The organism is Pseudomonas sp. S2_B07 (assembly GCF_054668435.1).
On record NZ_CP162769.1, the window covers coordinates 4,773,782 to 4,795,160 of the forward strand.

The 21,379-nt window shown below is 59.0% G+C and carries 22 protein-coding genes and 1 other RNA gene; 17 read left to right on the plus strand and 6 right to left on the minus strand.

Features of this window, described 5'->3' with window-relative positions; all coding sequences use genetic code 11:
* Positions 1-58: 58 nt before the first annotated feature.
* A complete protein-coding gene (locus AB4N43_RS21995; RefSeq protein WP_172825971.1) occupies positions 59-955 on the minus strand; it encodes a GlxA family transcriptional regulator in 897 nt (298 codons plus the stop codon).
* Between the two features lie 243 nt (positions 956-1,198).
* Here AB4N43_RS21995 and AB4N43_RS22000 point away from each other — a divergent pair, with 243 nt between their 5' ends.
* Positions 1,199-2,335, plus strand: a complete 1,137-nt coding sequence (locus tag AB4N43_RS22000) for an acyl-CoA dehydrogenase family protein (RefSeq protein ID WP_059182177.1) — start codon at positions 1,199-1,201, stop codon at positions 2,333-2,335.
* Between the two features lie 103 nt (positions 2,336-2,438).
* On the opposite strand, the gene AB4N43_RS22005 is transcribed toward AB4N43_RS22000, so the two are convergent.
* Positions 2,439-3,479 (minus strand): NADP(H)-dependent aldo-keto reductase, encoded by a 1,041-nt coding sequence (locus AB4N43_RS22005; RefSeq protein WP_027922674.1) that lies wholly within the window; start codon positions 3,477-3,479, stop codon positions 2,439-2,441.
* A gap of 245 nt (positions 3,480-3,724) precedes the next feature.
* Here AB4N43_RS22005 and rplM point away from each other — a divergent pair, with 245 nt between their 5' ends.
* From rplM to AB4N43_RS22040, 7 genes are all read left to right on the plus strand, one after another.
* Positions 3,725-4,153, plus strand: coding sequence for a 50S ribosomal protein L13 (gene rplM, locus AB4N43_RS22010; protein ID WP_007905295.1), 429 nt, complete (start codon positions 3,725-3,727; stop codon positions 4,151-4,153).
* Between the two features lie 14 nt (positions 4,154-4,167).
* On the plus strand, positions 4,168-4,560 hold the full coding sequence (gene rpsI, locus AB4N43_RS22015) for a 30S ribosomal protein S9 (RefSeq protein WP_002555064.1): 393 nt from the start codon (positions 4,168-4,170) through the stop codon (positions 4,558-4,560).
* 269 nt (positions 4,561-4,829) lie between these two features.
* Positions 4,830-5,423, plus strand: coding sequence for a ubiquinol-cytochrome c reductase iron-sulfur subunit (gene petA / locus AB4N43_RS22020; RefSeq protein WP_027922675.1), 594 nt, complete (start codon positions 4,830-4,832; stop codon positions 5,421-5,423).
* A complete protein-coding gene (locus tag AB4N43_RS22025) occupies positions 5,423-6,634 on the plus strand; it encodes a cytochrome b (protein ID WP_027922676.1) in 1,212 nt (403 codons plus the stop codon). The genes petA and AB4N43_RS22025 overlap by 1 nt, the downstream gene beginning before the upstream one ends.
* Positions 6,634-7,416, plus strand: a complete 783-nt coding sequence (locus AB4N43_RS22030; RefSeq protein ID WP_027922677.1) for a cytochrome c1 — start codon at positions 6,634-6,636, stop codon at positions 7,414-7,416. Before AB4N43_RS22025 ends, AB4N43_RS22030 begins: the two co-directional genes overlap by 1 nt.
* A 150-nt stretch (positions 7,417-7,566) precedes the next feature.
* Positions 7,567-8,184, plus strand: a complete 618-nt coding sequence (locus AB4N43_RS22035; protein WP_027922678.1) for a glutathione S-transferase N-terminal domain-containing protein — start codon at positions 7,567-7,569, stop codon at positions 8,182-8,184.
* 16 nt (positions 8,185-8,200) lie between these two features.
* Positions 8,201-8,614 carry a ClpXP protease specificity-enhancing factor gene (locus tag AB4N43_RS22040; RefSeq protein WP_007943725.1) on the plus strand — a complete coding sequence of 138 codons (414 nt, stop codon included), beginning with the start codon at positions 8,201-8,203 and terminating at the stop codon, positions 8,612-8,614.
* A 115-nt stretch (positions 8,615-8,729) separates the two neighbouring features.
* Here the strand turns inward: AB4N43_RS22040 and AB4N43_RS22045 are convergent, their stop codons facing one another.
* The 4 genes from AB4N43_RS22045 to AB4N43_RS22060 all read right to left on the minus strand — a co-directional run bounded on the left by AB4N43_RS22045 (position 8,730) and on the right by AB4N43_RS22060 (position 12,179).
* A complete protein-coding gene (locus AB4N43_RS22045) occupies positions 8,730-9,311 on the minus strand; it encodes a BON domain-containing protein (protein WP_027922679.1) in 582 nt (193 codons plus the stop codon).
* The gene (locus AB4N43_RS22050) at positions 9,308-9,901 is read right to left on the minus strand and encodes a phosphoheptose isomerase (RefSeq protein WP_008025961.1); all 594 of its coding nucleotides are present in this window, start codon (positions 9,899-9,901) and stop codon (positions 9,308-9,310) included. The genes AB4N43_RS22045 and AB4N43_RS22050 overlap by 4 nt, the downstream gene beginning before the upstream one ends.
* 104 nt (positions 9,902-10,005) lie before the next feature.
* Complete coding sequence (locus AB4N43_RS22055) at positions 10,006-10,368, minus strand: YraN family protein (protein WP_081743924.1); 363 nt, start codon at positions 10,366-10,368, stop codon at positions 10,006-10,008.
* Positions 10,368-12,179: a penicillin-binding protein activator gene (locus AB4N43_RS22060; protein ID WP_460151941.1), complete on the minus strand. Its 1,812-nt coding sequence runs from the start codon at positions 12,177-12,179 to the stop codon at positions 10,368-10,370. The genes AB4N43_RS22055 and AB4N43_RS22060 overlap by 1 nt, the downstream gene beginning before the upstream one ends.
* Before the next feature lie 176 nt (positions 12,180-12,355).
* Between AB4N43_RS22060 and rsmI the strand changes: the two genes are divergently transcribed.
* From rsmI to mraY, 9 genes are all read left to right on the plus strand, one after another.
* On the plus strand, positions 12,356-13,261 hold the full coding sequence (gene rsmI, locus AB4N43_RS22065; RefSeq protein ID WP_460151942.1) for a 16S rRNA (cytidine(1402)-2'-O)-methyltransferase: 906 nt from the start codon (positions 12,356-12,358) through the stop codon (positions 13,259-13,261).
* A gap of 75 nt (positions 13,262-13,336) precedes the next feature.
* An RNA gene (gene rnpB, locus AB4N43_RS22070) (RNase P RNA component class A) lies at positions 13,337-13,688 on the plus strand.
* 355 nt (positions 13,689-14,043) lie between these two features.
* Positions 14,044-14,499: a division/cell wall cluster transcriptional repressor MraZ gene (gene mraZ / locus AB4N43_RS22075; protein ID WP_008147486.1), complete on the plus strand. Its 456-nt coding sequence runs from the start codon at positions 14,044-14,046 to the stop codon at positions 14,497-14,499.
* A complete protein-coding gene (gene rsmH / locus AB4N43_RS22080; RefSeq protein ID WP_027922683.1) occupies positions 14,496-15,443 on the plus strand; it encodes a 16S rRNA (cytosine(1402)-N(4))-methyltransferase RsmH in 948 nt (315 codons plus the stop codon). The genes mraZ and rsmH overlap by 4 nt, the downstream gene beginning before the upstream one ends.
* The gene (ftsL, locus tag AB4N43_RS22085; RefSeq protein WP_027922684.1) at positions 15,440-15,733 is read left to right on the plus strand and encodes a cell division protein FtsL; all 294 of its coding nucleotides are present in this window, start codon (positions 15,440-15,442) and stop codon (positions 15,731-15,733) included. The genes rsmH and ftsL overlap by 4 nt, the downstream gene beginning before the upstream one ends.
* The gene (locus AB4N43_RS22090; protein WP_172825972.1) at positions 15,733-17,472 is read left to right on the plus strand and encodes a peptidoglycan D,D-transpeptidase FtsI family protein; all 1,740 of its coding nucleotides are present in this window, start codon (positions 15,733-15,735) and stop codon (positions 17,470-17,472) included. Before ftsL ends, AB4N43_RS22090 begins: the two co-directional genes overlap by 1 nt.
* Positions 17,472-18,935 (plus strand): UDP-N-acetylmuramoyl-L-alanyl-D-glutamate--2,6-diaminopimelate ligase, encoded by a 1,464-nt coding sequence (locus tag AB4N43_RS22095; RefSeq protein ID WP_194940614.1) that lies wholly within the window; start codon positions 17,472-17,474, stop codon positions 18,933-18,935. Before AB4N43_RS22090 ends, AB4N43_RS22095 begins: the two co-directional genes overlap by 1 nt.
* The gene (locus tag AB4N43_RS22100; protein WP_460151943.1) at positions 18,928-20,295 is read left to right on the plus strand and encodes a UDP-N-acetylmuramoyl-tripeptide--D-alanyl-D-alanine ligase; all 1,368 of its coding nucleotides are present in this window, start codon (positions 18,928-18,930) and stop codon (positions 20,293-20,295) included. The genes AB4N43_RS22095 and AB4N43_RS22100 overlap by 8 nt, the downstream gene beginning before the upstream one ends.
* Positions 20,295-21,377, plus strand: a complete 1,083-nt coding sequence (gene mraY, locus AB4N43_RS22105) for a phospho-N-acetylmuramoyl-pentapeptide-transferase (RefSeq protein WP_027922688.1) — start codon at positions 20,295-20,297, stop codon at positions 21,375-21,377. Before AB4N43_RS22100 ends, mraY begins: the two co-directional genes overlap by 1 nt.
* The last annotated feature ends 2 nt before the right edge of the window (positions 21,378-21,379 follow it).

The window sequence follows — 21,379 nt, forward strand, 5'->3', positions numbered from 1 at the left end:
ACACACCGCAATCGCGAGCAAGCTCGCTCCCACATTGGATATGTGTTGGATTTGAGTATTACGCCGCCTGCTGAAACTGCTGCCGATACTGGTTCGGCGACAGTTCCGTGTGCTGGCGGAACAGCCGCGCGAAGAAGCTTGCATCATCGTAACCGACCTCATAACTGATGGTCTTGATGCTCTTGCGGCTGCCGGACAGCAGCCCCTTGGCGGTTTCGATGCGCAGGCGTTGCAGGTAATGCAGCGGCTTGTCGCCGGTCGCGGTCTGGAAGCGGCGCATGAAGTTGCGGATGCTCATGCCGTGTTCGCGGGCGACGTCTTCGAAGCGGAATTTGTCGGCGAAGTGCTCTTCGAGCCAGTGCTGGATCTGCAGGATGATCACGTCCTGATGCAGCTTCTGGCCGCCAAAACCAATCCGTCCCGGGGAATAGCTGCGCTGGACTTCGTAGAGGATATCCCGCGCCACGGCCTGCGATACGTTGGCGCCGCAGAAGCGCTCGATCAGATAGATGTAGAGATCGCAGGCCGAGGTGGTACCGCCGGCGCAATACAGGTTGTCGGCGTCGGTCAGGTGCTTGTCCTGATTCAGCTGAACCTGCGGGTAGCGCTCGGCGAACGCGTTGAAGAAGCGCCAGTACGTGGTCGCTTCCTTGCCATTGAGCAGGCCGGCCTCGGCGAGCCAGAACACCCCTGTCGCTTCGCCGCACAGCACCGCACCGCGGGCATGTTGCTCGCGCAGCCACGGGAAGACCTGCGGATAACGTTTGCAGAGCGTCTCGAAGTCGTCCCAGAAGGCGGGGAGGATGATGATGTCGGCGTTTTCCAGGCCGCCGTCTACCGGGATGATCACGTCGCTGAAGCTGTTCACTGGCTTGCCGTCGGGGCTGACCAACCGGGTTTCAAATGCCGGTGTCAGGCCCTGGCCCAGCTGTTTTCCATAGCGCAGGCTGGCCAGATGGAAGAAATCTTTGGCTTGCAGGAGGGTGGAAGCGAAAACCCGGTCGATCGCCAGGATGCTGACGCGCCGCAGGGGCGTGGAGACGTGCTTAGACATAATTCAACTTTATTTTTATAAGGGAAAGTGGTCATCAAACGGCTGGATCGTCTTATTTTTTGTCTGATGTGTCCAGTGTCCTGTGTCGGAGGTGAGGCTTAGTCTCTGAAGGGCCATTCCTCTAACAATAACGACAGGTGCCGCATGATCCCCAGAACCTTGTTCAGTTCCGAGCACGAACTTTTCCGCGACAGCGTGCGTACGTTCCTCGAAAAAGAGGCCGTTCCGTTCCATGCACAGTGGGAAAAACAAGGCTATATCGACCGAAAACTCTGGAACAAGGCCGGGGAGGCGGGGATGTTGTGTTCGCATCTGCCGGAGGAATACGGCGGGTTGGGCGCGGACTTTTTGTACAGCGCGGTGGTGATCGAAGAGGTTGGGCGCCTGGGGCTGACCGGGATCGGTTTCTCCCTGCATTCGGACATTGTGGCGCCTTACATCCTGCATTACGGCAGTGAGGCGTTGAAGCATAAATACCTGCCGAAACTGGTGTCCGGCGAGATGGTCACGGCGATCGCCATGACCGAGCCGGGGGCCGGTTCCGACCTGCAAGGGGTGAAGACCACGGCGGTGCTGGATGGCGACGAGTACATCATCAACGGTTCGAAAACCTTCATCACCAACGGCTTTCTGGCGGACCTGGTGATTGTCGTGGCCAAGACCGATCCGAAGGCCGGCGCCAAGGGCACTAGTCTGTTTCTGGTCGAGGCCGGCACCCCCGGCTTCGACAAGGGCAAGCGCCTGGAAAAGGTCGGGATGAAGGCGCAGGACACGTCGGAATTGTTCTTTCAGGACGTTCGGGTGCCCAAGGAAAACCTGTTGGGGCAGGCCGGGATGGGCTTCGCTTACCTGATGCAGGAATTGCCGCAAGAACGCCTCACCGTGGCCATCGGCGGGCTGGCGTCGGCTGAGGCTGCGTTGCAATGGACGCTGGACTACACCCGCGAACGCAAGGCGTTCGGCAAGGCGATTGCCGATTTCCAGAACACGCGCTTCAAGCTGGCGGAGATGGCCACCGAAATTCAGATTGGCCGAGTCTTCGTCGATCGCTGTCTGGAGTTGCACCTGCAAGGCAAGCTGGACGTGCCGACGGCGGCGATGGCCAAGTATTGGGGCACGGACCTGCAATGCAAGGTACTCGACGAGTGCGTGCAGTTGCATGGCGGCTACGGCTTTATGTGGGAATACCCGATTGCCCGGGCGTGGGCGGATGCGCGGGTGCAGCGGATTTATGCGGGGACCAATGAAATCATGAAGGAGATTATTGCGCGTTCGCTTTGATCTGCATTGACTGAACTGGCGCCATCGCGGGCAAGCCTCGCTCCCACAGGAATAACCGAACCTGTGTGAGCGGGGCTTGCCCGCGATTGGTTTTAAGGATCAATCAAGGTGCAGGGTTCGGGTGATCCTTGTGAATCGCCTCAATCCCCTCCAGCACTTCATCCGACAGTTTCAAATCGAAGCTGGCGATATTGCTCTCCAGTTGCTCCATCGTCGTCGCGCCAATGATGTTGCTGGTGACGAACGGTTGCTGGGTCACGAATGCCAATGCCATTTGCGCCGGGTCCAGGCCGTGTTCACGGGCCAGTGCCACGTAACGGCTGCACGCTGCTTCCGATTGTGGGTTGAAATAGCGGCTGAAGCGACTGTAGAGGCTCAGGCGGCCTTTTGGTGGGCGAGCGCCACCTTCGTACTTGCCCGACAGGAAACCGAACGCCAGCGGCGAATAAGCGAGCAAGCCACATTGTTCGCGAATGGCAATTTCTGCCAGGCCGACTTCGAAGCTGCGGTTGAGCAGGTTGTACGGGTTCTGGATCGACACGGCGCGCGGCCAGCCACGGGCTTCGGCCAGGGCGAGGAAGCGCATGGTGCCCCATGGTGTTTCATTGGACAGGCCGATGTGGCGGATCTTGCCGGCCTTGACCTGCTCGTCCAGCGCTTCGAGGGTGTCTTCCAGCGGCGTGAGGTTGGCTTCGCTCTTGTGCTTGTAGCCCAGCTGTCCGAAAAAATTGGTGCTGCGTTCCGGCCAGTGCAGTTGATAGAGGTCGATGTAGTCGGTTTGCAGGCGTTTCAGGCTCGCGTCCACGGCTTCGGTGATGTGCTGGCGGTTGTGGCGCAGGTTTTTATCACGGATGTAATCGATGGTATTGCCGGGGCCGGCGATCTTGCTGGCGAGGATCCAGTCGGCGCGATCGCCGCGACTTTTGAAGTAATTGCCGATGTAGCGCTCGGTGGTGGCGTAGGTTTCGGCCTTGGGTGGCACCGGGTACATCTCGGCGGTGTCGATGAAATTGATCCCGGCACTTTTGGCCCGTTCAATCTGCGCGAAGGCTTCAGCCTCGCTGTTTTGCTCGCCCCAGGTCATGGTTCCGAGGCAGATGGCGCTCACATTCAGATTGGTTCTGCCTAGCTGGCGATAGTCCATCGGGTACTCCTTGGGCAAAACAATCATAAAAGCAGGTTGAATTATTTTTCGCAATCTGCATAATTGCGCACCTCTTTCTGCAGTGGAAGTGATGCGCCGCCGCCGAAGAATCTTGCCGTTGAACGGACGCGCCGACCCGAGCCCCCGAAAGCGTCTGTATCCGGCTGCCTTTGACTTGTCAAAGTACGCACTATTCAGTAAGATCCGCCGTCTAATTTACAGGGCGGCCCCTGAGGCTATAAAGAATGAAAACTTTTACTGCTAAACCGGAAACAGTACAGCGCGACTGGTTTGTCGTCGACGCTGCAGGTCAGACCCTGGGTCGTCTGGCCACCGAAATCGCGAGCCGTCTGCGTGGCAAGCATAAAGCTGAGTACACTCCTCACGTTGACACCGGCGATTACATCGTCGTTATCAATGCCGAGCAGATTCGTGTAACCGGTGCTAAAACCACCGACAAAATCTACTACTCCCACTCCGGTTTCCCGGGCGGCATCAAGTCGATCAACTTCGAAAAGCTGATCGCTAAAGCCCCTGAGCGCGTGATCGAGACCGCGGTCAAAGGCATGCTGCCTAAGAACCCGCTGGGTCGCGACATGTATCGTAAGCTGAAAGTCTATGCGGGCGCTGTACACCCTCATACTGCTCAGCAGCCCCAAGAACTGAAGTTTTAACGGAATAGTTCATTATGTCGGCGACTCAAAATTACGGCACTGGCCGTCGCAAGACCGCAACCGCACGCGTTTTCCTGCGTCCGGGTACTGGTAACATCTCCATCAACAACCGTTCGCTGGATAATTTCTTCGGCCGCGAAACTGCCCGCATGGTAGTTCGTCAGCCGCTGGAATTGACTGAGACTGTCGAGAAGTTCGACATCTACGTCACCGTGATCGGCGGTGGTGTAAGTGGTCAAGCTGGCGCAATCCGCCACGGTATCACTCGCGCACTGATGCAGTACGACGAAACCCTGCGTGGCGCTCTGCGCAAAGCTGGCTTCGTTACTCGCGATGCTCGTGAAGTTGAACGTAAGAAAGTCGGTCTGCGTAAAGCGCGTAAGCGTCCGCAGTACTCGAAGCGTTAATTCGCTTTCACGTTCAAAAAAGAACGCCCAGTCTCCTCACGGAGCTGGGCGTTTTTTTATGCGTGCGATTTATCAAAGAATTGCGCTGTGACAACTTGCCACAGCCGTAGAGCCCCTATACTGCAAGGCTTGGCAGTGGAGCCCTTGGGTAATTACCTTGTCAGAATTGGGGCTTTTCATTACCATTCGGCAAAATTTTTATAAGTACATAGATTTACTTAGTAGATGCCTGATTTAACAGGCCACAAAAGCTGATGGGAGAGGACTGAATGAGCAATGACGGCGTGAATGCAGGCCGGCGTCGCTTCTTGGTAGCAGCCACATCCGTGGTGGGTGCTGCAGGAGCGGTGGGGGCTGCGGTCCCGTTCGTGGGGTCATGGTTTCCCAGTGCCAAGGCGAAAGCCGCAGGTGCACCGGTGAAAGTGAATGTCAGCAAAATCGAGCCAGGCCAGCAGATGATTGCTGAGTGGCGCGGCCAGCCGGTATTCATTGTCCGCCGTACTACGGAAATCCTGGGGAATCTGAAAAAGATCGAGGGCCAGTTGTCTGACCCGACCTCCAAGAACTCGACACAACCGACTTATGTCGACCCGGAAACGCGTTCGATCAAGCCAGAAGTACTGCTGCTGATCGGTATCTGCACACACCTGGGTTGCTCGCCGACCTTCCGTCCCGAAGTGGCACCTGCTGATCTGGGTAAGGACTGGGTAGGCGGTTATTTCTGCCCGTGCCACGGTTCCCACTACGATCTGGCTGGCCGCGTCTACAAGTCGCAACCTGCGCCTTTGAACCTGCCAGTTCCCCCGCATTCCTATGAGACCGACGACATCATTGTCATCGGCGTCGATACGGAGAAAGCGTGATGAGCAAGTTCATGGATTGGGTTGATGCGCGCTTTCCCGCGACCAAAATGTGGGAAGACCATCTCAGCAAGTACTACGCCCCGAAGAACTTCAACTTCTTCTATTTCTTTGGCTCCCTGGCACTGCTCGTTCTGGTTAACCAGATCGTCACCGGTGTCTGGCTGACCATGAGCTACACCCCGTCGGCAGAAGAGGCGTTTGCTTCCGTCGAATACATCATGCGCGACGTCGAGTACGGCTCGATCCTGCGTCTGCTGCACTCCACTGGCGCCTCGGCGTTCTTTATCGTGGTTTATCTGCACATGTTCCGTGGCCTGCTCTACGGTTCGTACCAGAAGCCGCGTGAGCTGGTGTGGGTCTTCGGCATGCTGATCTACCTGGCGCTGATGGCTGAAGCCTTCATGGGTTACCTGCTGCCGTGGGGCCAGATGTCCTACTGGGGTGCCCAGGTGATCATCTCGCTGTTCGGTGCGATCCCGGTCATCGGTAACGACCTGACCCAGTGGATCCGTGGTGACTACCTGATTTCCGGTATTACCCTGAACCGCTTCTTCGCCCTGCACGTTGTTGCGTTGCCGATCGTGATCCTCGGTCTGGTGGTGCTGCACGTTCTGGCGTTGCACGAAGTCGGTTCGAACAACCCGGACGGCGTCGACATCAAGAAACACAAGGACGAAAACGGCGTACCGCTGGACGGCATTGCCTTCCACCCGTACTACACCGTGAAAGATATCGTCGGCGTGGTGGTGTTCCTGTTCATCTTCTGCTCGATCGTGTTCTTCTTCCCGGAAATGGGTGGTTACTTCCTCGAGAAACCGAACTTCGAAGTGGCGAACGCCTTCAAGACCCCAGAGCACATCGCTCCGGTCTGGTACTTCACTCCGTTCTACGCGATTTTGCGGGCCATCCCGGACAAGCTCATGGGTGTTATTGCCATGGGTGCGTCGATCGCCATGCTGTTCGTCCTGCCGTGGCTGGACCGTAGCCCCGTCAAGTCGATGCGCTACAAAGGCTGGCTGAGCAGGATCTGGCTGTGGGTGTTCTGCATTTCGTTCGTGATCCTTGGCGTGCTGGGCGTGTTGGCCCCGACTCCTGAGCGGACGTTGCTGTCGCAGGTCTGTACCTTCCTGTACTTCGCCTACTTCATTCTGATGCCGTTCTACACCAGGCTCGAGAAGACCAAACCGGTTCCGGAAAGGGTGACTGGCTGATGAAAAAGTTATTTTTTGCGCTGATTTTTGCTGCTTTGCCTGTCCTGTCCTTCGCGGCTGAACATGGTGGTCCTGAGCTGGAAAAGGTCGACATCGACGTTTCCGACAAGGCTGCCATGCAAGATGGTGCACGTACCTTTGCCAACTATTGCATGGGCTGCCACAGCGCCAAGTTCCAGCGCTACGAGCGCGTTGCGGATGACCTGGGCATTCCCCATGAGCTGATGCTCTCGAACCTGGTATTCACCGGCGCCAAGATTGGCGACCACATGAGCATCGGCATGCAGCCGGCAGACGCCAAGGCCTGGTTCGGCGCGGCTCCGCCTGATCTGACGCTGGTGGCTCGTGTTCGCGGTACTGACTGGCTCTATGGCTACCTGAAGTCGTTCTACGAAGATCCGTCGCGTCCATGGGGCGTGAACAACAAGGTTTTCCCGAACGTCGGTATGCCTAACGTCCTGGCGGGCCTGCAAGGTCGTCAGATCATCGGTTGCAAGCAGGTTCAGATCGTCGAAGACGGCAAGAAGCAGTTTGACCCGCTGACCGGTACGCCTTTGACGCATGAAGCCTGTGATCAAATGACCATCGTGCCGAAAACGGGTGCCCTGACCGAAGAGCAGTTCGATGAGAAGGTCAAGAATCTGGTAACCTTCCTGGCTTACTCGGCTAACCCGGTTAAGTTGCAACATCAGCGCATTGGTACTTACGTCTTGCTGTACCTGGCGTTCTTCTTTGTGTTCGCTTATCTGCTCAAGCGCGAATACTGGAAAGATGTGCACTGATAAAGATTCAAGCAGTTGCTGTTAATCGCGCGCGCCCAAGGGCGCCTCTGAAGGTGTAACGAGTCTGGTGATCCAGGCGTTACGGGAGGCGTCCTCTGGGCGCGCTCGTTTTTCCGCTTTCGATAATTTCAACAAGCGAGGAGGACCGCCATGGGCGTGACCAATCGGTTGGCCTGTTACTCCGACCCCGCCGACCACTATTCCCACCGAGTGCGTATCGTACTTGCAGAGAAGGGTGTCAGCGCCGAGATCATTTACGTGGAAGCTGGTCGCCAGCCGCCTAAACTGATTGAGGTGAACCCTTACGGAAGCCTGCCCACCCTGGTCGATCGTGACCTAGCGTTGTGGGAGTCGACCGTGGTGATGGAATATCTGGATGAGCGTTACCCGCACCCGCCCTTGCTGCCGGTTTATCCTGTGGCGCGTGCAAACAGCCGTCTGCTGATTCATCGTATTCAGCGCGACTGGTGTGGCCTGGTGGATCTGATCCTGGATTCGAAGACCAAGGAAGCAGCCCGCGTCGTCGCTCGTAAAGAGCTGCGCGAGAGCCTGACGGGCGTGTCGCCGCTGTTCGCCGACAAGCCGTTTTTCCTCAGTGAGGAACAAAGTCTGGTGGACTGCTGCCTATTACCAATACTCTGGCGCTTGCCGATTTTGGGTATTGAACTGCCGCGGCCTGCCAAGCCGCTGCTTGATTATATGGAGCGCTCGTTTGCGCGTGAGGCTTTCCAGGCAAGTCTGTCTGGTGTCGAACGCGATATGCGCTAAGGCTTAAGGAGCCGCTATGAACTCCAGTCGACCTTATCTGGTCCGCGCGCTCTACGAGTGGATTGTGGACAACGATTGCACCCCGCACATGCTGGTCAATTCGGAATACCCATCGGTGCAGGTGCCTCAGGGCTTTGCCAGTGACGGTCAAATCGTCTTGAACGTGTCGCCACAAGCCGTGCGGCATTTGCACATGGACAACGAGGCGGTCAGCTTCGAAGGGCGCTTCGGCGGTGTGCCACACACCCTGTACGTGCCTATCGCCTCGATCCTGGGGATTTACGCCCGGGAGAACGGTCAGGGCATGGTGTTCGATCTGGAATCGCCTATGGAAGACGAAGAAGAGATTGAGCCGGATGATGATATTCCGCCACCCGACAGCGAGCCGCCGCGTCCCAGCGGTCGACCCAGTTTGAAAGTGGTGAAGTAATAAAAAAGGCGATCCGGATGGATCGCCTTTTTTATTACTTCCGTAGGAGCCGAGCTGGCTCGCGATGGCGATTCAAAGACGCCATCGCCGGCAAGCCGTGCTCCTACAGGGGGGATCAGTCGATGTACTCAAACAGCTTCACAATCTTCTGCACGCCGGAAACGCCTTGTACCAGGTTGGTCGCTTGAGCAGCTTCCTGTTTGGTCAGCAGGCCCAGCAAGTAGACGATGCCGTTTTCGGTCACCACCTTGATGCGCGAGCCGGGGATGTTGGCGTCTGCGAGCATCTGGGTCTTGATCTTGGTGGTCAGCCAGGCGTCGTTCTGGCGTGCCAGCAGTGAGGAGGGCGGCAGGATCTGCAATTCGTTGTGCACGGTTTTTACCCGCTGCACAGCGGCTGCGGCCTGCTCGGCCTTGGCCTTGAGGTCTTCGCGAGGCGTCTGCCCGGCGAGCAGCACCACACCATTGAAGCTGGTAACGACAATGTGCGAATCCTTGTCCAGGGCCGGGTCGGCCTTGGCCACGTTGACGCCGACTTTGGTATCGATCAGGGAGTCGTCGATCTTGCTGCCGAAGGTGCGTGTGCCACGGTCATCTTCAATCGGCGCTTCACGGCTGGCGTTAACCACCGAGGTGCAGCCGCTGATGCCGATCAGGCACAGGGTCAAGGCCATCAGGCCTAGGCGATTAGGGGTCATTCTTCACTCCCGAACAGTTGGCTGTCGATCAGATCGCAAAGGCAATGGATCGCCAGCAGGTGGACTTCCTGAATACGTGCGGTGACATTGGCCGGTACGCGAATCTCGACATCCTCGGGCAATAGCAGTGACGCCATGCCGCCGCCATCGCGACCGGTCAATGCTACGACAATCATTTCGCGATCATGTGCGGCCTGGATCGCCTGAATTATGTTTGCCGAGTTGCCGCTGGTGGAAATCGCCAGCAATACATCGCCTGGCTGGCCGAGGGCGCGGATCTGTTTGGAGAAGATTTCGTTGTAGCTGTAGTCGTTGGCAATCGAGGTGATCGTCGAGCTGTCGGTGGTCAGCGCGATGGCTGGCAGGCTCGGGCGCTCACGTTCGAAGCGGTTGAGCAGCTCTGACGAAAAGTGCTGGGCGTCGCCAGCGGAGCCGCCGTTGCCGCAGGAAAGCATTTTGCCCTCATTGAGCAGGGCGTTGACCATCACTTGGCTGGCTTGCTCGATGTGCGGTGCAAGTACGTCCATCGCCATTTGCTTGGTGTCGATACTGGCCTGAAAAAGCTGGCGAATTCGGGATTGCATGTCCATCTGTGTGACCTTAATTAGCGCGGCTACTCGGCACATGAATGTGCAGCCCGCAAAGCAAAGAGCAAAAGTGTTGGGTGTAGGTGTCCGGTTCGGGGCGCAAGCGATCAGCTGTCGAAGGCATTCTGAATCCAGTTCAACTGATCAAGATTGCTGTCGATGGCAACCACGTCGAAGCGGCAAGGGGAATTGGCCCAACGCGACTCGCGCTGAAGAAAATACTGCGCGGCGAAAATCAGTTTCTGCCGTTTGCGCTCATCGATGCTATCGAGCGCGCCACCCCATTGGGTATTTTTTCTGTAGCGGACTTCAACGAATACTACTGTATCGCCATCAAGCATGACCAGATCAAGCTCGCCGCGTTTGCACAACCAGTTCTGCGCCAGCAGGCGCAGACCGTGTTGTTGAAGATGCTCGAGCGCATGGCGCTCGGCATCTTGACCGCTTTGCTGGCGTGACCTGTCAGGCATCAGTTCGGGGTGTCAGGCAGGCGTTGAACCTGGCCGTTGACGAACTGGGCCCAAGGCAACTGGCGCACGACGCGTTGGTTCTGGGTCATGCCCAGGCTGCCCGACTGGCCCGAGATGCGGCTGTCCGGCAAGGCCTTGAGTTGCCCCAGGCGTGGCGCCAGACGGTAGGCATCGACGCCCATGGCATACAGGCGACCGAGGCTGCCGCCGGCTTGTGGCCATTGTGCTGTCACTTGTTTGCGCAGTGGATCATTGGCATCCAGCAACCACGGGGTTTCGCAGAAGCGAATACCGTTCATGTCGTTGTACTGATTGACGTCACCGCTGGCACTGAACACGTGGGAGGTGGCGTAAACCGGCACATCGCCTGCGTACTGGAAGTTCAGGGTCGGTTTGATCTGCTGGGCCTGTTGCGGAGTGGCGGCCAGGAAGATGAACTCGATGTCCTGGCGACGTGAAGGCTGGGCAGCGACCTGCGAGCCTACGGTGCTTTGCAGGCTTTTCGCGCGGCCTTCGCTCTGGCGCAGCTGGAACATGTCAGCAATCTGCTGGGCCAGTTGAACCGGTTGGTCGACGCGTTCGGTGGCGACGATGCTGCCACCGTTGGCCTGCCAGTCCTGGCTGAAGGCGCGGAGTACACGATCGCCCCATTCGCCTTTTGGCACCATGATCGCGGCGCGATGCAGGCCATCGGCACGAGCGCGGCGAGACACTTCGCGGGCTTCGTCTTCAGCCGCCAGGCCAAACTGGAACAGTTGGGCCGGGCCTTGTTCGCCTTCGCTGTAGTTCAGTGCCAAGGTTGTGATTGGCAGTTGCGGACGCGAGCTAAGCTGTTTGACCAGCGGCTTCTCCAGCGGGCCAACCACCAGTTGCACGCCATCGGCCTGGGCCTTGCGGTAGAACTCGTCCATCGACGTCAGCTTCGAGCTGTCATAGAACTCGATGGCCGGTGGCTTCTGCCCGGCTTGTTGTGCCTGGTAGTGAGCCGCCATGAAACCTTCGCGCAATGCTTTGCCGACCGAGGCCAGCGGGCCGTCCTGTGGCAGTAGCAGGGCGATCTTGCTCAGGGGCTGGCTGGCCAGTTCCTTGAGGTTGGTCAGTGCCTGCGGCAGATGAACGGCGGCAGGGTGTTTAGGGTTTTGCGCGCGCCAGTTATCAATCGCGGCTTGCTGTTGTTCCAGCGTACCGGCCGATTTCACGGCCAGCGCCAGGCCCATCCAGCCACCGAGGTCGTCGGAGGTGGTGGGTTGCAGCTGCTCGGTAGGCAGTGAGGCGATCAGGGTCCAGATCGCTTCGTGGTTTTTGCTGGCTGCTTCACCGCTCAACATCGGCGCGATGAAAATACGCTCCCGTGCGGCGGCGAGCGTCTGGCCATCGGCTTCAAGGGCGCGAGCGTGAACAGTACCCGTGCGAACCTGTTGCTCGACGGGCAATTCACTCAGGTGTTGCAGGCTCGGATGGCTCAAGGCAGTCAGTGCCGCTTTGGGCTGGTTGCGCACCATCGCCAGTTCCGCCGCCAGCGTGCTGGCGAAGACTTGTGGGCCAGGCTTGAGTTGCTCGATCGGAACCAACTGCAGGATTTGCGCGGACTGGCCGGCATTCCCTTGTCGGTAGGCTGCGTCCGCTGCGCTCAAGCGCAACAGGGCGGCTTTTTCCGGATCCTTGCTTTGATTCGCCTGCTCGAGCAGTTGCTCGATACTGGCATCCGGGGTCCGTGGAAGTTCGCCAAGGCTGGAGGAGGGCGAGCTGGCGCAAGCCGCCAGCAAGGCAGCGAGGCAGAGGGCAGTGAACAGCCGCAGGCAAGCGATCATGTAGTGTTCCTGATACTCGATCAAATTAGCGTGGAATTGTACCCAAGCACTGGCCGGGGCGCGATGTTACTGGCGTGAATCGATCAATTTAGCTCGTGTAAATGTTGCAGCACTGCACAAATGGCGGAAAAACCCGTCAAGGGCCAGACGTATCGCAAGCGCCGCTACGCGCTACAATGTCGCCTTTTACCGATCATGAGGTGTGCGCTTTGACTGCTCCAGGTGCTTTGAATTCCGCTGCTGGCTCGCTTTATGTGGTGGCGACGCCCATCGGCAACCTGGACGACATCAGTGCGCGTGCGCTGAAGATCCTGCGCGACGTCGCGTTGATTGCTGCCGAAGACACGCGTCACTCCCAGCGTTTGATGCAGCATTTCGGTATCCCGACACCGTTGGCCGCCTGTCACGAACACAACGAGCGGGATGAAGGTAGCCGCTTTATCACCCGCCTGCTGGCCGGTGACGATGTGGCGCTGATCTCCGACGCCGGTACGCCGCTGATTTCCGATCCCGGTTATCACCTGGTGCGTCAGGCCCGTGCTGCGGGGATCAATGTGGTGCCGGTGCCGGGAGCCTGCGCCTTGATCGCGGCGCTGTCGGCAGCGGGTTTGCCATCCGACCGGTTCATTTTTGAGGGTTTCCTGCCGGCCAAGGCTGTCGGTCGTCGCGCTCGTCTTGAACTGGTAAAGGAAGAACCACGCACGCTGATTTTCTACGAAGCCCCGCACCGCATCCTTGAATGCCTGCAAGACATGGAGCTGGTGTTCGGTGGTGAGCGTCAGGCGTTGCTGGCTCGGGAAATCACCAAAGCCTTTGAAACCCTTAAAGGCCTGCCATTGGCCGAGTTGCGCGAGTTCGTCGAGTCGGACAGCAATCAGCAGCGCGGTGAGTGTGTGGTGCTGGTGGCTGGCTGGGCTGCGCCTGAGACCGAGGACGCCGTCAGCAGCGAAGCGATGCGCATCCTCAATTTGTTGTTAGAGGAGATGCCGCTCAAGCGTGCAGCGGCATTGGCGGCGCAAATCACCGGCGAGCGCAAGAATGTGCTGTATCAGGTCGCACTGGATAAACAGAAGGGCGAGTAAAACCCGACGTGCAGGAGGGGCCAAAGGCGTTTAGCGCTTGTTCTTCGGCCGCTCTGCCGTTAACCTTCGCGGCGGAGAGTCGATCGGACAGTCGCTGCCCTCTATGAAAATTAGGGGGGAGGAAAGTCCGGGCTCCATAGGGCGAAGTGCCAGGTAATGCCTGGGAGGCGTGAGCCTACGGAAAGTGCCACAGAAAATAACCGCCTAAGCGCTTCGGCGCCGGTAAGGGTGAAAAGGTGCGGTAAGAGCGCACCGCACGTCTGGCAACAGTTCGTGGCTAGGTAAACCCCACTTGGAGCAAGACCAAATAGGGTCCCAAGGCGTGGCCCGCGCTGGGACCGGGTAGGTTGCTAAAGATGTCCAGTGATGGCCATCGTAGACGAATGACTGTTCAAGACAGAACCCGGCTTACAGATCGACTCTCCACCTTTTCCCCCTCCCTGTTTGAATCGTTGAACAGGGCGCCAGTGATGGCAATTTCCCTCCGTTCAGAATCATCAGCAGAAGCACTTTCGTAATACCAAAAAAATCTTACTCTTAACAAACTACTTTAACTTTCGAACGCAGCCATCCGTGCTGATTCAAGTTATTGGGTCGAATGACACGTCAGATTCCCGTAACACCTCCTTCTGTGCTCCTAAATCTCAGTTCTGTAAGGGTTTTCCTTTAATCCGCGCCTTGACGGTGCGGTGGCCGCATTCCTATAGTGTGCGCAAGTGGCGGAAAGTGGCATGAAGTGGGTTTTTTGAACGTAAAACGCTAAAATTTGGAGAAACGCTGACGTGTTTCGCGGAGCTAACGCTATCAGTCTCGATGCAAAGGGCCGTCTCGCCATGCCGAGCCGGTACCGTGACGAGCTCGTTTCGCGTAGTTCCGGTCAGTTAATCGTCACAATCGATGCCGTTGATCCATGTTTGTGTGTTTACCCCCTCGATGAGTGGGAAATTATCGAAACCAAACTGCGCGCACTGCCTTCGCTTCGCGAAGAGAACCGCCGCCTGCAACGTTTACTGATTGGTAATGCCGTCGACCTCGAGCTCGATGGCAGTGGTCGTTTTCTGGTTCCACCGCGTCTTCGTGAATATGCCAAGTTGGATAAGCGCGCGATGTTGGTAGGCCAACTGAACAAGTTCCAATTGTGGGACGAGGATGCCTGGGATGCGGTTTCTGCCGCTGACCTGGCTGCTATTCAACAACCGGGCGCCATGCCTGATGAACTGCGTGATTTGATCCTGTGACTATTGATAGCGGCTTTAACCACATCACCGTACTGCTTGACGAAGCCGTCGAGGCTCTCGCCGTACGTCCTGATGGCTGCTATCTGGACGGTACGTTCGGGCGCGGTGGCCACAGCCGGCTGATCTTGAGTCAGCTGGGGCCTGATGGCCGGTTGCTCGGATTTGACAAGGATCCTCAAGCCATTGCCACCGGGCAGACGCTAGCGGCCGAAGACGGCCGCTTTGTCGTTGTGCAGCGCAGCTTTGCCGAGCTCGGTTCGGAAGTCGCCGACCGCGGTCTGGCCGGCAAGGTCAGCGGCGTTTTGCTCGACCTCGGCGTGTCTTCGCCGCAGCTCGACGACCCTGAGCGCGGCTTCAGTTTCCTCAATGACGGCCCGCTGGACATGCGCATGGACCCGTCCCGCGGGATCAGCGCTGCCGAGTTCGTCAACACCGCGCCGGTCGAAGAAATCGCTCGTGTGTTCAAAGAGTACGGCGAAGAACGTTTCTCCGGTCGTATGGCCCGTGCCGTCGCCGAGCGCCGCGACATCAAGCCGTTCGAGCGCACCGCCGACCTGGCCGAAGTCCTGAAAGTCGCCAACCCGGCGTGGGAAAAGGGCAAGAACCCGGCGACCCGTGCATTCCAGGGCCTGCGCATTCACGTCAATAACGAATTGGGCGATCTGGAAGCCGGCCTCGAAGCGGCGCTGGAATGCCTGGAAGTCGGCGGCCGCCTGGTCGTCATCAGCTTCCACTCGCTGGAAGACCGCATCGTCAAACTGTTCATGCGCAAACTGGTTAAAGGTGAAGCCGACAACCTGCCGCGCAATCTGCCGGTGCGTCACGTCGCCTTCGAACCGATCATCAAAATCCATGGCAAAGCGCAGTCCGCCTCCGAGGCCGAACTCAAAGCCAACCCACGTTCCCGTAGCGCCGTCATGCGCGTCGCGGAGAAGCTGCGGTGAGCAAGCTTTTCGCCAAGCCACTGCCCGGCGGAAGCTTTTTCATGCTGCTGCTGTTTGTGGCCGTGCTTGTTTCGGCGATCGGCGTGTCGTACAGCGCTCACTGGAACCGTCAGCTGTTGAACTCGCTGTACAACGAGCTGAGCGTGCGCGACAAGGCGCAGGCCGAGTGGGGCCGCCTGATTCTCGAGCAGAGCACCTGGACCGCCCACAGCCGTATCGAAGTGCTGGCCACCGAACAACTGAAGATGCGCATTCCTGGCGCCGCTGAAGTGCAGATGGTGACGCCATGATGAAACTCGAAGGGGCAATGTTCCCATGGCGTTTTCGCGTGGTGCTGGGGCTGCTCGGCATCATGGTTGCGGCGATCTCCTGGCGCATCATCGACCTGCAAGTCATCGACCGTGCCTTTCTTAAAGGTCAGGGCGATGCGCGCAGTGTTCGTCATATTCCTATCCCGGCTCACCGTGGTCTGATCACCGACCGTAACGGCGAGCCTTTGGCCGTGAGTACGCCGGTCACCACGCTGTGGGCCAACGCCAAGGAAATGCAAACGGCCAAGGAAAAATGGCCGGCACTGGCGGCAGCGCTGGGTCAGGACCCGAAAGCCCTGGCTGAACGTCTCGAAGCCCAGGCCAACAAAGAATTCATCTATCTGGTGCGTGGGCTGACCCCCGAGCAGGGCCAGTCAGTGCTCGACCTGAAAGTGCCGGGCGTCTACGGCATTGAGGAGTTCCGGCGTTTCTACCCGGCCGGTGAAGTGACCGCGCACATGGTCGGATTTACCGACATCGATGACCACGGTCGTGAAGGCGTCGAACTGGCTTATGACGAATGGCTCGCCGGGGTCGCTGGCAAGCGTCAAGTCATCAAGGACCGGCGCGGAAGGCTGATCAAGGATGTCCAGGTCACCAAAAACGCCAAGGCCGGCAAGCCCTTGGCGTTGTCCATTGACCTGCGCCTGCAATACCTGGCCAACCGCGAACTGCGTAACGCGATCATCGAGAATGGCGCCAAGGCCGGCAGCCTGGTGATCATGGACGTGAAGACCGGCGAGATCCTCGCCATGGTCAACCAGCCGACCTACAACCCGAACAACCGTCGCAACCTGCAACCGGCGATGATGCGTAACCGCGCGATGATCGACGTGTTCGAACCGGGTTCGACCATGAAAGCGATCTCGATGAGCGCCGCCATCGAGACCGGCCGCTGGAAACCGAGCGATACCGTCGAGGTGTACCCAGGCTCCTTGCAGATCGGCAAGTACACCATCAAGGACGTCTCGAAGACCGAAGGCCCGGTGCTCGACCTGACCGGGATTCTGATCAATTCCAGTAACGTCGGCATGAGTAAGGTCGCGTTCGATATCGGCGGCGAAACGATTTTCCGTCTGGCGCAAAAAGTCGGCCTCGGCCAGGACACCGGCCTTGGCTTCCCGGGCGAGCGCGTCGGCAACCTGCCGAACTACCGCGAATGGCGCAAGGCTGAAACCGCCACGCTGTCCTATGGCTACGGTATTTCCGTGACGGCGATCCAGCTGGTGCACGCCTTCTCGGCGCTGGCCAACAACGGTCGTCTCGCGCCGCTGACCCTGATCAAAACCGACAAGGCGCCGCAGACCACGCAAGTGCTGCCGGAAGCCGTCGCAAAAACCATGCAAGGCATGCTGACCCAGGTCATCGAAGCGCCGCGCGGTGTGTTCCGTGCGCAGGTGCCGGCGTATCACGTGGCCGGCAAGTCGGGTACTGCACGTAAAACGTCGGTGGGCACCAAGGGCTACGCCGAGAACTCTTACCGCTCGCTGTTCGCCGGCTTCGGCCCGATGAGCGATCCGCGTTACGCCATCGTCGTGGTGATCGACGAACCGACCAAGGCCGGTTACTTCGGTGGTCTGGTCTCGGCGCCGGTGTTCAGCAAAGTGATGTCCGGGACGCTGCGCCTGATGAACATCACGCCGGACAACCTGCCGCCGACACAAACCGCGAACGCGACTCCCGTTGTTCCGCTGAAAGCCAATGGAGGGCGCGGCTGATGTCTCTAAGTCTGAATAAAATTTTCGCCCACGCTGGCCGCGATCTATTGATCCGCGAATTGGCGCTCGACAGCCGCAACGTGCGCGCTGGCGACTTGTTTCTCGCTGTTCCTGGCGGGCGTTTCGACGGTCGTGCGCACATCGCCGACGCGCTGCAACGCGGCGCTGCCGCGGTGGCGTATGAAGTCGAAGGCTCGACCGTATTGCCGATCACCGACGTGCCGATGATTCCGGTCAAAGGCCTGGCCGCACAGCTGTCGGACATCGCCGGGCGCTTTTATGGCGACCCGAGCCGTCATTTGAACCTGGTGGGCGTGACCGGCACCAACGGCAAAACCAGCGTGACCCAATTGGTAGCCCAGGCGCTTGATCTGCTTGGCCAACATTGCGGCATCGTCGGCACGTTGGGCTGCGGTTTCCACGGCGCGCTGGAAAGCGGCCTGCACACCACGCCGAATCCAATCGCCGTGCAAGCGACCCTGGCCGACCTGAAAAAGGCCGGCGCCAAAGCGGTCGCCATGGAAGTCTCGTCCCACGGGCTGGATCAGGGCCGCGTCACGGCGCTGGCGTTTGATGTGGCGGTGATGACCAACCTGTCCCGCGATCACCTTGATTACCACGGCACCATGCAGGCCTACGGCGAAGCCAAGGCCAGGCTGTTTGCCTGGAATGATTTGAAGTGCCGGGTGGTGAACCTCGACGACGACTTCGGCCGGCAACTGGCCGCCGAAAAGCGTGAGTCGCGTTTGATCACCTACAGCCTCGAAGACAGCAGCGCCTACCTGTATTGCCGTGAAGCGCAATTTGATGACGAAGGTGTGCGCGCCACGTTGGTGACGCCGCAGGGCGAGCACCATTTGCGCAGCACCTTGCTCGGTCGCTTCAACCTGAGCAACGTGCTGGCCGCCGTCGGCGCGTTGCTCGGTCTGGATTATGCGCTGGACGAAATTCTCAACGTCCTGCCGAAGCTCGAAGGCCCGGCCGGTCGCATGCAGCGCCTCGGTGGCGGTACTCAGCCATTGGTGGTGGTCGATTACGCCCACACCCCGGATGCGCTGGAAAAAGTCCTGATGGCCCTGCGTCCACACGCCAAGGGGCGCTTGCTGTGCCTGTTCGGCTGCGGCGGCGATCGTGATCGCGGCAAGCGTCCGCTGATGGCCGAAGTGGTCGAGCGTCTGGCCGACGGCGTACTGGTCACCGATGACAACCCTCGCACCGAAGACCCGTCAGTGATCTTCGATGACATCCGCGCCGGCTTCACGGCTGTGGATAAAGTGACGTTCGTGGCCGGTCGTGGCCAGGCGATTGCCCAATTGATCGCCAGCGCTTCGGCGGATGACGTGATTGTCCTGGCCGGCAAAGGTCACGAGGACTATCAGGAAATCAACGGCGAGCGTCACGATTTTTCCGATCTGGTCGAGGCCGATCATGCCCTGACCGCGTGGGAGGTGGCCCATGCTTAAAGCCTTGAAACTGAGCGAGCTGACCGGCGCATTGAATGGCCAACTGCTCAATGCCGATGCCACATTTGATGGCGTCAGCATCGACAGTCGTGCGATCAAGCCCGGCCAACTGTTTATTGCCCTGACCGGCCCGCGTTTCGACGGTCATGACTACCTGAACGACGTGGCCGACAAAGGTGCCGTAGCGGCGCTGGTCGAGCGTGAAGTCGCCGACAGCGCGTTGCCACAACTGCTGGTCAAGGACACTCGTCAAGCGCTCGGTCAACTGGGCGCATTGAACCGTGCCGCGTTCACCCACCCGGTTGCAGCCGTCACCGGTTCCAGCGGCAAGACCACGGTCAAGGAGATGCTTGCGAGCATCCTGCGCACGCGCGGTCCGGTACTGGCGACCCGTGGCAACCTGAACAACGACCTCGGCGTGCCGCTGACCTTGCTCGAACTCGCGCCGGAACACACCGCCGCCGTGATCGAACTCGGTGCTTCGCGCCTTGGCGAAATTGCCTACACCGTGGGCATGACCAAACCCCACGTGGCCATCCTCAACAACGCCGGGACTGCCCACGTTGGCGAGTTTGGCGGGCCGGAAAAAATCGTTGAAGCCAAAGGCGAAATTATCGAAGGGCTTGAGGCCGATGGCATCGCCGTTCTTAATCTCGACGACAAGGCTTTTGAAATCTGGAAGACCCGCGCTGCCGGTCGCAAAGTGCTGACGTTCGCCCTGAGCAACCTCAGCGCCGACTTCTATGCCAGCGACCTGGACCGCGACGCTCGTGGTTGCCCGGCGTTCAACCTGCACACGCCTGACGGTGTGGAGCGTGTTCAATTGAACCTGCTCGGCACGCATAACGTCGCCAACGCCATGGCCGCTGCCGCAGCCGCTCATGCCTTGGGCGTGTCGCTGTTCGGCATTGCCACCGGCCTGGCCGCCGTGCAACCGGTCAAGGGCCGCTCTGTCGCGCAATTGGCCACCAACGGCATGCGCGTGATTGATGACACGTACAACGCAAACCCGACCTCCATGTGCGCTGCCGTTGATATACTCGCCGGCTTTTCCGGTCGCACCGTTCTGGTGCTCGGGGATATCGGCGAGTTGGGCGATTGGGCGGAGCAGGGGCACCGCGATGTGGGCGAATACGCCCGCGGCAAAGTATCTGCGCTGTATGCCGTCGGACCCATGATGGTTCACGCCGTAAACGCTTTCGGTCCACAGGCCTTTCACTTCAGCACTCAGGCTGAACTGATCAAGGCGCTGGGCGCCGAGCAAGACACCAATACCACCATTTTGATCAAGGGTTCGCGCAGCGCTGCGATGGAAAACATCGTCGCCGCTTTGTGCGGGTCCAGTCTGGAGAAACATTAATGCTGCTGCTGCTAGCGGAGTATCTGCAACAGTTCTACAAAGGCTTCGCGGTCTTCCAGTACCTGACCCTGCGCGGGATTCTCGGTGTGCTGACCGCGCTGGTCTTGTCGCTGTGCTATGGCCCGTGGATGATCCGCACCCTGCAGAACCGTCAGATCGGCCAATCCGTTCGCAACGACGGTCCACAGTCGCACTTGTCCAAGTCGGGTACGCCGACCATGGGCGGCGCGTTGATTCTGTCGTCCATCGGTGTCAGCACCCTGCTCTGGGCTGATCTGAGCAACCGTTATGTCTGGACCGTGCTGCTGGTGACGTTGCTGTTCGGTGCCATCGGCTGGGTCGACGATTACCGCAAAGTGATCGAGAAGAACTCCCGTGGCTTGCCGAGTCGCTGGAAGTACTTCTGGCAGTCGGTGTTCGGTCTGGGCGCTGCGGTCTTCCTTTATATGACCGCGGCCACCCCGGTAGAAACCACCCTGATTTTGCCGATGCTCAAGGATTACAGCATTCCGCTGGGCGCAGGCTTCATCGTCCTGACCTACTTCGTGATCGTTGGCTCGAGCAACGCGGTCAACCTGACTGACGGCCTCGATGGCCTGGCGATCATGCCGACCGTGATGGTCGGCGGCGGTCTGGGGATCTTCTGCTACCTGTCGGGTAACGTGAAATTCGCTGAATACCTGCTGATTCCTTATGTACCGGGCGCGGGTGAGCTGATCGTGTTCTGCGGTGCGCTGATCGGGGCGGGCCTCGGGTTCCTCTGGTTCAACACCTATCCGGCTCAAGTGTTCATGGGCGACGTCGGCGCACTGGCGCTGGGCGCCGCGCTGGGCACCATCGCGGTGATCGTCCGTCAGGAAATCGTCCTGTTCATCATGGGCGGTGTGTTCGTGATGGAGACCCTGTCGGTGGTCATCCAGGTTGCTTCTTTCAAGATGACCGGTCGCCGCGTGTTCCGCATGGCACCGATTCACCACCACTTTGAACTCAAGGGCTGGCCTGAGCCACGCGTGATCGTCCGTTTCTGGATCATCACCGTGATTCTCGTGCTGGTCGGCCTTGCCACCCTGAAGCTGAGGTAGAA

Bases quoted from the DNA above. Each gene is read 5' to 3' on its own strand.
- AB4N43_RS22055 (WP_081743924.1), bottom strand. From the start codon at position 10,368: ATGCCTGACAGGTCACGCCAGCAAAGCGGTCAAGATGCCGAGCGCCAT.
- AB4N43_RS22035 (WP_027922678.1), top strand. From the start codon at position 7,567: ATGGGCGTGACCAATCGGTTGGCCTGTTACTCCGACCCCGCCGACCAC.
- rplM (WP_007905295.1), top strand. From the start codon at position 3,725: ATGAAAACTTTTACTGCTAAACCGGAAACAGTACAGCGCGACTGGTTT.
- AB4N43_RS22060 (WP_460151941.1), bottom strand. From the start codon at position 12,179: ATGATCGCTTGCCTGCGGCTGTTCACTGCCCTCTGCCTCGCTGCCTTG.
- rsmI (WP_460151942.1), top strand. From the start codon at position 12,356: ATGTCGCCTTTTACCGATCATGAGGTGTGCGCTTTGACTGCTCCAGGT.
- AB4N43_RS22050 (WP_008025961.1), bottom strand. From the start codon at position 9,901: ATGGACATGCAATCCCGAATTCGCCAGCTTTTTCAGGCCAGTATCGAC.
- AB4N43_RS22005 (WP_027922674.1), bottom strand. From the start codon at position 3,479: ATGGACTATCGCCAGCTAGGCAGAACCAATCTGAATGTGAGCGCCATC.
- AB4N43_RS22030 (WP_027922677.1), top strand. From the start codon at position 6,634: ATGAAAAAGTTATTTTTTGCGCTGATTTTTGCTGCTTTGCCTGTCCTG.
- AB4N43_RS22040 (WP_007943725.1), top strand. From the start codon at position 8,201: ATGAACTCCAGTCGACCTTATCTGGTCCGCGCGCTCTACGAGTGGATT.
- mraY (WP_027922688.1), top strand. From the start codon at position 20,295: ATGCTGCTGCTGCTAGCGGAGTATCTGCAACAGTTCTACAAAGGCTTC.
- AB4N43_RS22095 (WP_194940614.1), top strand. From the start codon at position 17,472: ATGTCTCTAAGTCTGAATAAAATTTTCGCCCACGCTGGCCGCGATCTA.
- AB4N43_RS22045 (WP_027922679.1), bottom strand. From the start codon at position 9,311: ATGACCCCTAATCGCCTAGGCCTGATGGCCTTGACCCTGTGCCTGATC.
- AB4N43_RS22090 (WP_172825972.1), top strand. From the start codon at position 15,733: ATGAAACTCGAAGGGGCAATGTTCCCATGGCGTTTTCGCGTGGTGCTG.
- petA (WP_027922675.1), top strand. From the start codon at position 4,830: ATGAGCAATGACGGCGTGAATGCAGGCCGGCGTCGCTTCTTGGTAGCA.
- AB4N43_RS22100 (WP_460151943.1), top strand. From the start codon at position 18,928: ATGCTTAAAGCCTTGAAACTGAGCGAGCTGACCGGCGCATTGAATGGC.
- rpsI (WP_002555064.1), top strand. From the start codon at position 4,168: ATGTCGGCGACTCAAAATTACGGCACTGGCCGTCGCAAGACCGCAACC.
- AB4N43_RS22025 (WP_027922676.1), top strand. From the start codon at position 5,423: ATGAGCAAGTTCATGGATTGGGTTGATGCGCGCTTTCCCGCGACCAAA.
- AB4N43_RS22000 (WP_059182177.1), top strand. From the start codon at position 1,199: ATGATCCCCAGAACCTTGTTCAGTTCCGAGCACGAACTTTTCCGCGAC.